Below are 11,884 nucleotides of genomic sequence, written 5' to 3'. Positions count from 1 at the left end.
GGGGCGCAACCTTTCAGGACCAGGACTCACACGAAACCTCAACATGCCCTAGGGCGCAACATAGCAATCTCCGACAATTCCGACAAGAAAACATGTCAGAATTGTCGGCATGCCCGTCAGCGCCGGCTTGCTTTCTTCGCGGACCGGCCCGCGTTACCGTATCGATAACCATTCGCATCACCCCAGCGGCATGTACGCGCGCTACTTTCATGATCGGCTCGATTTCTTCGCTGATGCCCTGGTCGATCGGCCCCCGGCCGATGCCGGGCCCACGGTGGCCGGCGCGAATCTGGTCGATGGCGGCGCGCTGGATACGCTGCTGTCGGCCTATGCCCAAGCCCACGGCATCAACGATCGGCGCGCGGCCGCGACCGACTGGTCGAAGTTTTTCTTTGCGCGTCTGATCATTCCGACGGTCGTGATCCAGACTGGCGCTGGCCGGCCCCTGGATCTCGATCCTGCGCACTGGCAGCTCCACTATCGCGAAGACGGCACGGCGGCATACTTCGTGTTCGACCGCGAGCCGCTGATCGCGCGTGCCGCGCCGGGCGACATGGCCTCGCTGATCGATACCGTGATGAGCCCGCTGATGGCCGCCCTGGCTGCTGACTGCGGCCTGTCGCCCCGGGTGTTCGCGTCGAACGCTGCGATGTACTACGCCTGGGCGCTCGACCAGCTCGATGAGCAAAACCGCGCGCCGGCCGCAGCCCGACAGCAGGCACGCGCCCTGCTCGAAGCCCCCAAACGTCCGAACGACGACGGCGACAACCCGTTCCATGCGCCGTTCAAGTCGCTGGCCGCCGGCGCCCGCGACGGCAACGGCGAACCGACCGCCGAATGCCGCCGACTATGTTGTGTCCGCGATCTCGATCCGACACTGGCGCTATGCGCGAACTGCCCACGCGTGATCACCTACGCGGCCCCCGCCGACACCCAAGCCACGAGCCACGTATCCTGAGCTCGCCCTGCCCGCTGCTACCGACCGCTCCTCCATGGATCTGATTCGTCTGATCGTTCGCGATTATCGCCTGGCGTTTACTGGCGTGATGCTCGCCAGCCTGGCCAATGCCGGGCTCGGCATCGGCGTGATCGCCTTCATCAATCAAAGGCTGATCGCCACTGGCGATGCTGCGCTATCGGCCCTGCCCCAGTTCTTTGGCTTGATCGTTGCCCTGCTGATCATTGCCCTGGTGGCCCAGCTCGGCCTAACCACACTGGGCCATTACTTCGTCTTCGATCTGCGTTCCAAGCTGGTCAAACGCATTCTAGATACCGATATCGCCCGCCAGGAGGCGATCGGCAGCGCGGCCCTGCTGGCCAGCCTGTCGGCGGATATCCGCAACATCACGGTCGCCTTCGTACGCCTGCCAGAACTGGTTCAGGGCACGATCCTCACGCTGGCCAGCGTCGTCTATCTGGGCTGGCTGTCGCTGCCGCTGCTGCTGGTCACCGCGGTCTGGATCGTAGTGACCATGGGCATCGGCAGCTGGCTGGTGCGCCGGGTCTATGCCCATCTGGCCTGGGTCCGCGAAGCCGAAGATGCGCTCTATCGCGATTACGAGACCATCATCAATGGCCGTAAGGAACTGGCTCTCAACCGTGAGCGGGCTCGCGATCTGTATACCAGTCGCTACACCGCGCATGCCAAAGACTACCGGCGCCACATCATCCGCGCCGACACTTTTCATCTATCGGCCAATAACTGGGCCAACATCATGATGCTCGGTGCGATCGGGCTGGTGTTCTTCCTGGCCAACGGGCTCGGTTGGGCCAATACCACGATCGCGGCGACCTATGCCCTGACCCTGTTGTTTTTGCGCACGCCTATGATCGGCGCGGTCGGCGCTCTGCCGCCGGTGCTCAATGCCCAGGTGGCCTTCGACAAACTGGCCGCGCTCGACTTAACGCCCTATTCGCCCGATTTCGATACCCATCCGGCCCCGGCCGGCTGGCAGCGCATCGACCTACGCAGGGTGCGCTTTGCCTACGACGGCGGCTTTGCCATCGGCCCGATTGACCTGTCGCTGGCCCGCGGCGAACTGGTGTTCATCATCGGCGGCAACGGCAGCGGCAAGACCACTCTGGCACGACTGCTCTGCGGCCTTTATCGGCCCGATACCGGCACGATCGCGATCGACGACACCCCGGTCGCCGATACCGAACGCAGCACCCTGCGGCGGCTATTCTCGGCCGTGTTCACCGATTTCCATTTGTTCGATCGCCTGCTCGGCGCCGACGGCCACGGCGCGGACGATGCCTTCATCGACCACTGGTGCCACCGGCTCCAGCTCGACGGCAAACTCTCGCGCGAAGGTAGCGCGCTGCTGGATACCCAGCTGTCCCAGGGCCAGCGCAAACGCGTCGCCATGCTCGCGGCCCTAGCCGAACGTCGCGACATCCTGTTGCTGGACGAATGGGCCGCCGACCAGGACCCGATCTTTCGTCGTGTGTTCTACCACGAGCTGCTGCCGGCCTTTCGCGAACTCGGCCATACCGTGGTCGCGATCAGCCACGACGACAGCTACTTCGAAGCCGCCGACCGGCTGCTGGAAATGCGCGATGGCCATCTATACGAACTCACCGGCTCCGAACGCCAGGCCGCCACAGCCGATGCGGTTGCTCGCATCAGCTGATTCCTTGCAAGACCCAACCCCGGCTTGCCCGCGATAGCGCATGCCCCAAATCGAATGCTATGCCGCCGGGCAGGCACAACGTTTGCCTGCCCGGCCGGCCTTCTTCTGCTCGCCGGTCGTCTGACGATGCACCGATCTCGGTATCGACACGCTCGACCTGTCAACTGACGATCCCCGGATCTTGTATGGCTAAAAACACGACGATAAAGCCAGCCACAGCGCTTAAGGCCTGTTGAAGTGTCGTGCGCGCCCGCGCCACGGGTGTCGGGCGGCAAGCCGAAGCGCCGCGAATACAGCGGCGTAGCGCGACGTCAGTGAGCAGCCACGGTCGATTGCGAGCCCAATCGCGTCGGAGCCGCGTTACGCGCCTTGATCGGGGCACGCCACGCGAGGCGCCAACGCCGGATTGTCATATTTTTAATGGTTGCCCACTTGGCTCTTCAGGTTAGGCGGCCGATCGCGCCCGCGGCATGGCGAACCTGGGCGTAGCCCACCACAGCTCGGCCACCCGCGCCCAACCCGGCGCCTACAGGGCACATCGATAGGCCCAACGTTAACGTTGACTGGATAGCTCAACGTCTTACGGTCGATATCTATGGCTTTCGCCGACTTTCGGCGTCTTAAAAAAGCCAATATAAGGCTTTTTCCATCAAACTCAGCCACGGACCGGCCGGCTAATATCGGCCGAAACTCATCGAGCACGAAAGAGCCATGTCCGCAGCTGCACTGGAACTTCCGGCCACTCCCGACTTCGATACTTGGCCGGTCGACACCCCGGTCGACCATGTCGCGCATCAGGACCGGGTCCTGACCGTCACCTGGCAAGATGGGCGGGTGAGCCGATATCACAGCGTTTGGCTGCGCGAGAACGCCGCCGACCAGACGACCGTCAATCCGAAGACCCGCGAGCGCGTGCTCGACCTGTCACAACTGGCCGACTGGCCGACCCTCACTGCGGCCTGGCTGGAAGACTCCGGCGCGGTGTCGATCCGTTTCGCCCCCGAACAACACACGCTGTCGTTTCACCCCGGCTGGTTGCGTGCCAACGACTATTCCCATCTCGAAGACCCGGACGCCCCGCTGGTGCCGACCCGGCATTGGACAGCCGAGACCCGCAGCGACCCGATCAGCCTGGACGCCGGCCGCTGGCTGCAACATACGGACGGCGACCCAGCCTCCGATGCCCTACTGGGGCAGGCGCTCGAGGCGGTCATCGGTGAGGGGCTGGTCCGATTGCGTAATCTGCCCACGGTGCCGGGCACGCTCGACGCGATCGCGGCACGCCTAGGGGTACTGCGGCCGACCAATTTCGGCAGCCTGTTCGATGTCCGGGCCAAGCCCGACCCCGATTCCAACGCCTATACATCGATCGCACTGCCGCCGCATGTGGATCTGCCAACCCGTGAATATCAGCCGGGTCTGCAGCTGCTGCACTGCCTAGAGAACAGCGCGGTCGGCGGGCAGGCCGTGATGATGGATGGGTTTGCCGTCGCCGAGACCCTGCGAGCGCGCCATCCGGAGCACTTCGATACGCTCACCCGGGTGCGCTGGTGTTTCGCCAACACGGCGAAGACCAGCGACCACGTCTGGTTCGAGCCGATGATCAAGTGCGATCCCAGCGGTCGCGTGACCGAAATCCGAGTCGCGGATTTTCTGCGCGGGCCGCTACAGGCGCCGTTCGAGGATATCGAGCCGGCCTATGCCGCGCTGATCTGTCTGCAGACGCTGTTGAAGGAGCCCCAATTCGCTCTGCGCTTTACCTACGCGCCCGGCGATCTGGTGATCTTCGACAACCGGCGCCTGCTGCACGGTCGCGATGCCTTCGACCCCGGCACCGGCGGCAGCCGCTGGCTGCAGGGCTGCTATCTCGAACGCGATGAGATCCGCTCCCGGCTGCGCATGATCCGGCGCGCCGAACGCGAGCGGCAGGTCGAGGCGAGCGGCTGAGGCGCCGGCTGGTCAGCCGCTCGGCGAGGCGCGGGTGCCTCGCCGAGCGGTCTGCCGCGGCGATTCGCCGAAGCGCGCGGTATAGACGCGGCTGAAATGCGCCAGATGTTCGAAGCCGGTGGCCACCGCGGTCTGGGTCACGCTGAGGCGGCTTTCAGCCAGAATACGCTGCGCATGATCCAACCGAATGGTCAGATAATGACGCTGCGGCGATTGCCCGACATGGGTCTTGAACAGACGCGTGAGCTGCCGCGGCGACTTACCCACCCGTTGCCCGAGAGTCGCAAGCGGCAGCGGCGAATCGACCGTCGCTTCCATGATCGCGAGCGCCTTGGCGACTGCAGTGGGTGATGTGTTGCGCTGGATCGTCGCATCCTCGCCGGGCTCCGGCTCGGCGGATTGTCGCCGATGCATGAGCTGCCGGGCGACCGACGCCGACAGCGTGGTGCCATGCATCTGTTCCAGCCAATCGAGCATCATATCGAGACTGGTGGTGCCGCCCGAGCCGGTCAAACGCGCGCCGTCGAAGACATAACGCGCCGGGCTGATCTCCAGCCCGGGGAATTCCTCCTGAAACGCCGGCACACTTTCCCAGTGCAGGGCCACACGATGGCCGGCAAGCACCCCGGCCCGCGCCATGACGAAGGCCGCGGTTTCCAGCCCACAGATCAGCTTGCCCTGGGCGGCCACCCGGCGCAGCCAAGCCAGATGCTCGTCGCCGACCGCGACTTCGGCTTCATAGGACGATACGACGGCCAGCATCTCGCCGCGCGGGAGCCCGTCGGTCGCGCCGTCTACCGACAAGGTCACCCCATTGCTGGCTGTTACCGGCTGGCCATCGACCGATAGCAACTCCCAGGCGAACAAGGCTCGGCCGAAACGATTGGCCACCCGCAGCGGTTCGAGCAGGCAAAACAGCGCCAGCATCGAAAACTTCGGCAGCAACCAGACGCTGACCGTGCGGGCCGCCTGGTCGTAGGTCAGCCGCTGCGGCAGGTCCGGGCGAATATAGACCCAGTCGTCCGAGGCGTCTTCTTTCATACCCTATATAGTCAAACAAACGACTTTTTTGATCAAATTCGACCTGGCCCAGCTTGTCACGATAGAGCCCTATCGACCGACAGCCCTGGCAATCGCATTCAAAGCGAAGACATCGAAATGACCCAGTCGTTCCACGCTACACTCGAACCCGGCAACCGCCGACTGACTTTGGCAACCGGCGACCACCAGCATCAGTTCGCCGCGCTCTGGCTGCGCGAGAACGCACCGGACGAACAAACGCGCGACCCGCAGACCGGGCAACGCCTGATCGATCCGGCCGAATTACCGCTGGATCTGAATATCACCCATCTCGAGTCCGACGCGAATCGCCTGGAACTGGCGTTCAGCGACGGGCATCACACGATCTTCGACATCGAGCACTTGCTCGCTCAGGACGACGCCGAAGGCGATGCACTCGACGATCGGCTGCTGTGGGACAGCCAGCTCGACACGATTCCGGAGTCGACTTTCGACGCCGCGATCGCCGACGATCAAGCGCTGGGTGTCATGCTCGAGCAGTTGCGTTGCTTCGGTTTCGTTCGCGTGCAGGGCGTGCCGACCACCATGGACGGCATGCAGGCCCTGATCGACCGGATCGGCCCATTGCGACGGACCAACTGGGGCGGCATCGCAGACGTACGCTCGGTGGCCAACGCCTACGACCTGACCATGACCCAGCGTGGCCTGGAACCGCATACCGACAACCCCTATCGCGACCCGATTCCCGGCTATATCTGGCTGCATTGCCTCTGCAATGCTTCGGAGGGCGGCGACAGCACCCTGGTCGATGGCTATATGGCGGCCCGCCGGCTGGCCGAACGCGACCCGGCCGCCTACGCATGCCTGACGCAGACGCCGGTCCATTTCCGCTACCGCGACGACTCGGCGCATCTGGAAAGCGAAGGGCCGCTCATCGAGCTGAATTTTCAGAACCAGCCGATTCGCGTGCGCTACAACAGCCGAACCGAGTGCGTGCCTGCGCTGGCGCCTGACCATCTGGAGCAGTACTACGCCGCCCGTCGGGCATTTCGCGAGCTGATCACCTCCGAGGAGTTGACCGTCAAACTCAAACTCGCAGAAGGCGAGATGCTGATCATGGACAATTACCGGCTGTTCCACGGCCGGACCGCCTACCAGCTGGCCGGCGGCGAGCGGCATATGCGCCAGGGCTATGTCGATCGCGACACCACCGAAAGCCGCCGCCGCACCCTGCGCCGTCGATTCGCCACCCAATCCGCAGACGAGGTGTCCGCATGAGCCCACAACAGGCTAAATTCACGCGCTTCGACGAAAGCGACTCGAACGACTGGCAAATCATTGACGACCATTTTCAGAGCTATCGCAATGGCGTTACCGACCGCGTACTGGAACATCTGCTGCGGCTCAAGGGGGACAATCACGGCTACCCGGTAGATCGGTACACGCACTGTCTGCAGACGGCCACGCGCGCGCTGCGGGACGGCGCCGACGAAGAGATGGTGGTCTGCGCCCTGCTCCACGACATCGGCGACGATCTGGCGCCAGACAATCACGCCGATATCGCCGCGGGCATCCTCGAACCCTTCGTGGATCCGCTCAATACCTGGATGATTCGTCATCACGAACTGTTCCAGGGCTATCACTACCGTCACTTCTACGGCCTCGACCGGCATGCCCGCGACGACTTTCGCGATCATCCGGCCTACGAACGAACCGTCTATTTCTGCGACCAGTGGGATCAGGTCTCGTTCGACCCCGATTACGACACGCTACCGCTCGAATATTTCCGGCCCATGCTCGAGCGTGTGCTGTCGCGAACACCGTTCGCGGCCGAGCCCAGCGGTTGAGCCGACCGCGATCCATCATTCGACGCACCGCGCTATCGGCGACACTGGATTCGAAGCCATACCCTCTGGTTACCTGGCCCAGCTCTGGTGATGTGTCGTATGCGTCCGCGCCCAACGCCGTTTTGCCGCAAGCCAAGGTATCGCCAGCGCGGGCGTCGTCCTACCCAAGACCACAACAACGCCGGATTGCCGTCGTGTCGTTGATCATGGCGCGCCTAAGGTTTCCGTATTCGGCCGCCCTGCCCAGCCCCGTGGGCGCTGGTTGCGGTCGTGGTCGTGGTCTTCCGAGAGCTTGCGACCGACGCCGGCCGAACATGCTTTTCGGACACGCAAGCGGCGCTCGTACCACGCCGCTGCTAACGCCCACCCTCGGTTCGTTGTTCGACAACGGCCCTTCATCAGGCCGCTGTCGACCAGAGCCCCTTTAAGGCGCCCCGCGGCCAGGGGCTTGAAAATCAACACCGAGCCCACCGAGCAGCTTATGCAGTACTCGGGCACAAGACCGAAACCTGTCACCTGTTATTCACCGCCGGCGGCACTCGGCTGATCGATGGTGTGCCACAGGCGGGCATGCGCTCGATGCCCATCGTCCTCATGGGACCAGCCGGCAACGCCAGCCGCATACGCATCGGCGTCCCGATAGCCCTTCGCATCACCCTATTCGGACCTGTGGCCGGTTAGCGACCGCCGCATGCGCCTGTGATGAACCCCGAGCCACAGGCCAAGCACGCTGCGTTGGCAAGCCTGTAGGCAGAGCTCGAAGCGAGCCCCAGCGACAATACCTTGAGCTGAGGCCCTAGCTGGTATCTACCGTCGGCCAGACAACGACCAGACAACGGCCTGACAGAGATCCGTCGTGCCGTCGTCCTGACCGGTGATCGCCGGTAAACCATAAAGCCGGTAGCCCAACGCCGGCATGGCCGATACCCGCTCACAGAACTCTGAAGTATCCGGCCCGCTCAAAAGCCGGAAAACAGGCAACCCATCGGGCGGCGGAGACATCCTGGCCTCCTTTCGAACCATGCCAATGTCCGGAACCGGCCACTGCGCAAAGACGGCGATTCATCATCGAGCGAAAGCGCCCGTTTGAGATCGATTACCCGCTCAAGCAGAGGAAGCACTCGTTTTTTTGAGCCGGTCGATGATCAGGCGCAGGGCCGAGCTGACCTGGCGGCGATCCGGATAGAACAGATGATAGCCCTCGAACGGGGGGCACCAGTCAGCCAGTACGCGCCGCAGGTGGCCGCTTTCGATATCGTCGATCACTTCCGGCTCGGTCACGAAAGCGATCCCGTGCCCGGCCCGCGCGGCTTCGATACAGATATCGCTTTCGCTGAATATGAACGGCCCGGACACTGGCTTGGTGATTGCTTGGTTGTCGTTTTCGAACTCCCAATCGTAGGCCGAGGCCTGCGGATGAAACCGCAGGGCAAGACAATCGTGGGCATCCAAATCGTCAGGGTGTTCGGGTATTCCCCGTAATCGAAAATAATCCGGTGCAGCGACCGCCGCCATTCGCAGCGGCGGCCCGATCGGCACGGCAATCATGTCTAGACCTACGAATTCCCCGAGGCGAACGCCGGCATCGAAGCGTTCTTCGGCCAGGTCGGATAGTTTGCCGTCGAGGTTCAACTCGACCTGGATTTGTGGATAGTCGCGCACGATCTGCGACAGGGCCGGCATCAACAGGGTTCGAGCAGCGGGCTTACTGGCGGTCAGGCGCACGCGACCGCGCGGCGTATCGCCGAGCGATCGCAATTCTTCGATGCGGGATTCGATTTGCGCCAGGCCCGGCCGGACCGTCGCCAGCAGCTTGTCGCCGGCATCGGTCAGGCTGACGCGTCGCGATGTGCGATTGAGCAGCTTGAGCCCCACCGATGTCTCGAGCCGCCGAATGGTATGGCTGACCGCGGACTGCGAGATTCCAAGCCGCGCGGCGGCCCGGGTAAAATTCATATCTTCGGCGACGGCTGCAAACACGGCCAGATCGCCCCATTCCTCACGCTGCATCGCGGCCTCTCGCTGCTAGGCGACCCATTCTAGCCGATCACGCACCGCGTCCGACTGATTCAACAATGAACTAAATTCATGCATGCAATGCATTCGCCGGCCTTGTTCGACTGTGTGCCGACTTTAGAATGCATGCAACAAATTGATCGGCGCTATCACCATTGCCTGGCATAACGGCTGGGCCGCCCTGGCTTATGGCTGACAGCGCACCAACGACCGACAGGAATACGCATGACATCGCCACAATCGACGGCCTGGAGCGCCGTGTTTTCTATGACGCTCTGTGTCGCCATGCTGATCGCCTCCGAGTTCATGCCGGTCAGCCTGTTGACCCCGATTGCCCACGGGCTCGATGCCACCGAAGGCCAGGCCGGTCAGGCGATTTCGATCAGCGGCTTTTTTGCGGTCGCAGCCAGCCTGTTGATCACCACCCTCGTGGGCCGGCTCGATCGCAAATGGGTGCTGGTGTCGATGACCAGCTGCATGCTGGCCTCGTTGGTACTGATCGCCGTGGCCCCCAATTTCATCGTGCTCATGATCGCCCGGGCATTGCTGGGTATCTGCATCGGTGGCTTCTGGGCGCTGGCGACGGCGGTCATCATGCGCCTGGCGCCGTCGGATAAAGTCTCCAACGCCCTGGCGACCATGTACACCGGCCAGGCTGTGGCAGCCGCCTTTGCGGCCCCCATCGGCAGTTATCTCGGCGGTCTGATCGGCTGGCGCGGTGTGTTCTGGGTACTGGTGCCGTTGGTAGGCCTTAATCTCATCTGGCAGTTGATCAGCCTGCCGGCTATGCCATCGAGCAGTCGCCAGACCATGGGCGCGTTGTTTCGTGTATTGAAACGTCCACACTTCGCGCGCGGCATCGCCGCGGTCATCTTCACTTTTGCCGGCGCGTTTTCAATGTTCACTTATCTACGCCCGTTTCTGGAAAACGTGACCGGCGTAGATGTGACCTTGCTGTCGGTGCTGTTTCTCGTTCTGGGCTGTGCCGGCTTCGTCGGAACCTGGTTGGCCGGCAAGCTGGCCAACGGCCGCGTGATTCGCCTGCTGCAGCTGCTACCGATCGTCATGGGCCTGGTCACGCTCGCCCTGCTGGGCTTCGGGCAAATACTGCTGATCGTGGCGCTGCTGCTCGCGGTCTGGGGCGCCATGAATACGGCCATGTCGGTCGGCTGGATGGCCTGGGTCTCGCAGAATATGGACGATGCACCGGAATCTGCCGGCAGCCTGATCGTGGCCGCGATCCAGAGCGCGATCCTCGTCGGCGCTGCCCTGGGCGGCTCGCTGCTCGATCACTTCGGGATTACAGGGACCTTCCTGGGCAGCGCCGCGCTGTCGACGATCGCCGTGCTGTTGATCGGCTCCGGCCAGAAAATGCTGAAACCGGAAGCCGCCTGATCGCCGTCGAAAACGCCACGATGGCTCTGGCGGCCACTATCGGCCGCCAGGCCGCCGTGATCTGGTGCATCGCTGTGCCGCGTGCGCCCGCGACGCCGATACCGGTTTTGCTACCGCGCTGTATAGCGATCCCGAACTGCCGATCGAAGTCGATATAGACGCGCTCAGGGCCGCGCTCGATCCGGCGCGATAGACCGGCCAGAGCACACCATTGGCGCGCTGGGCGGCGGGCGCCGCGGCCGACGCCAGCTGCTGTCTAGGTGAATCGGCCGGTGGCGCCGGCCATAGGGTTCAGACGAATTGCCAGTCGTAGATGCCGTCGTCGGCACGGCGGATACGCCCGGCCGGCGTCTCGGCGAAATGCGAGCTGAAACACAGCGCGTCGTGCTTGGCACACCAGTCCAGCGCCCAGGCCCGCGCTTCGGTCGCCCACGGCTTGTCGTCGCAGAACACCGAGCGCTAGTGCGCATGCCCGGCCTGGATCGGGTGATGCCGGACATCGCCGCCGAACAGCGCATACTGGCCGTCGCTGATCAGCGCGATCGAGCCATGATCGAAGCTGTGACCAGGCGTGGCGTGATCGGTGAACACGTCGTCGAATACCGGACCGGCGGCTGGGTCGATCGTGCGCAGTAGGCCGGCGCCGAGCATCGGCTGCATGCTGTCGGCCAGAATCGTGGCCTTGGCCGGTTCAGCCTGCCAGACCACCCGTTCGGCCGCGGAGCAGACATAGTCGGCGTTGGGAAACATAGGGCGCCAGATATCGCCCTCTCGGACCGTATTCCAACCGACATAGTCGGTATGCAAATGGGCCATCGATACGAGTTCGACCGCGGCGGCGGCCAGTCGTGCCGGATAATCGGTATTCAGATCGTGGAACAAGGGGTTGCCGCCGCGATCCTTTTGCATTCCCGGTGGCCGTATCGATCACGATTAGCCGAGGCGGGGTCTGTACCACCCAGCTGCGGATCGACACCGCCCCCGCACCTCAGGCTGCGCATCGTTCATCTCGGCGCGATGGTCGGG

11 protein-coding genes are annotated in these 11,884 nt (G+C 63.5%); 6 read left to right on the top strand and 5 right to left on the bottom strand.

The window, feature by feature from the left end; translation table 11 throughout:
- The first annotated feature begins 109 nt into the window (after positions 1–109).
- From fhuF to V5738_RS02495, 3 genes are all read left to right on the top strand, one after another.
- Positions 110–958, top strand: coding sequence for a siderophore-iron reductase FhuF (gene fhuF / locus V5738_RS02505; protein ID WP_423822827.1), 849 nt, complete (start codon positions 110–112; stop codon positions 956–958).
- A gap of 34 nt (positions 959–992) precedes the next feature.
- Positions 993–2,633, top strand: coding sequence for a multidrug ABC transporter permease/ATP-binding protein (locus V5738_RS02500; RefSeq protein ID WP_423822826.1), 1,641 nt, complete (start codon positions 993–995; stop codon positions 2,631–2,633).
- 711 nt (positions 2,634–3,344) lie between these two features.
- Positions 3,345–4,580, top strand: a complete 1,236-nt coding sequence (locus V5738_RS02495; protein ID WP_423822825.1) for a TauD/TfdA family dioxygenase — start codon at positions 3,345–3,347, stop codon at positions 4,578–4,580.
- Positions 4,581–4,592: 12 nt separating this feature from the next.
- Here V5738_RS02495 and V5738_RS02490 read toward each other — a convergent pair whose 3' ends face one another.
- The gene (locus V5738_RS02490) at positions 4,593–5,621 is read right to left on the bottom strand and encodes a GlxA family transcriptional regulator (protein WP_423822824.1); all 1,029 of its coding nucleotides are present in this window, start codon (positions 5,619–5,621) and stop codon (positions 4,593–4,595) included.
- Between the two features lie 117 nt (positions 5,622–5,738).
- On the opposite strand from V5738_RS02490, the gene tmpA reads away from it, so the two are divergent.
- Together tmpA and V5738_RS02480 are read left to right on the top strand one after the other, a co-directional pair.
- Positions 5,739–6,878: a 2-trimethylaminoethylphosphonate dioxygenase gene (tmpA, locus tag V5738_RS02485; protein WP_423822823.1), complete on the top strand. Its 1,140-nt coding sequence runs from the start codon at positions 5,739–5,741 to the stop codon at positions 6,876–6,878.
- Positions 6,875–7,447 (top strand): HD domain-containing protein, encoded by a 573-nt coding sequence (locus V5738_RS02480; RefSeq protein ID WP_423822822.1) that lies wholly within the window; start codon positions 6,875–6,877, stop codon positions 7,445–7,447. Before tmpA ends, V5738_RS02480 begins: the two co-directional genes overlap by 4 nt.
- An 807-nt stretch (positions 7,448–8,254) precedes the next feature.
- Here V5738_RS02480 and V5738_RS02475 read toward each other — a convergent pair.
- Positions 8,255–8,365, bottom strand: coding sequence for a hypothetical protein (locus tag V5738_RS02475; protein WP_423824228.1), 111 nt, complete (start codon positions 8,363–8,365; stop codon positions 8,255–8,257).
- A 186-nt stretch (positions 8,366–8,551) separates the two neighbouring features.
- Complete coding sequence (locus tag V5738_RS02470) at positions 8,552–9,457, bottom strand: LysR family transcriptional regulator (RefSeq protein ID WP_423822821.1); 906 nt, start codon at positions 9,455–9,457, stop codon at positions 8,552–8,554.
- 231 nt (positions 9,458–9,688) lie between these two features.
- Here V5738_RS02470 and V5738_RS02465 point away from each other — a divergent pair, with 231 nt between their 5' ends.
- On the top strand, positions 9,689–10,858 hold the full coding sequence (locus V5738_RS02465) for an MFS transporter (protein ID WP_423822820.1): 1,170 nt from the start codon (positions 9,689–9,691) through the stop codon (positions 10,856–10,858).
- A 291-nt stretch (positions 10,859–11,149) separates the two neighbouring features.
- Here V5738_RS02465 and V5738_RS02460 read toward each other — a convergent pair whose 3' ends face one another.
- Together V5738_RS02460 and V5738_RS02455 are read right to left on the bottom strand one after the other, a co-directional pair.
- On the bottom strand, positions 11,150–11,311 hold the full coding sequence (locus tag V5738_RS02460; protein WP_423822819.1) for a hypothetical protein: 162 nt from the start codon (positions 11,309–11,311) through the stop codon (positions 11,150–11,152).
- 6 nt (positions 11,312–11,317) lie between these two features.
- Positions 11,318–11,767 (bottom strand): hypothetical protein, encoded by a 450-nt coding sequence (locus tag V5738_RS02455; protein ID WP_423822818.1) that lies wholly within the window; start codon positions 11,765–11,767, stop codon positions 11,318–11,320.
- Positions 11,768–11,884 lie beyond the last annotated feature (117 nt).

This window comes from Salinisphaera sp. SPP-AMP-43, assembly GCF_049568105.1.
Classification (GTDB): domain Bacteria; phylum Pseudomonadota; class Gammaproteobacteria; order Nevskiales; family Salinisphaeraceae; genus Salinisphaera.
This window is presented reverse-complemented; position numbering and strand designations above follow the sequence as displayed.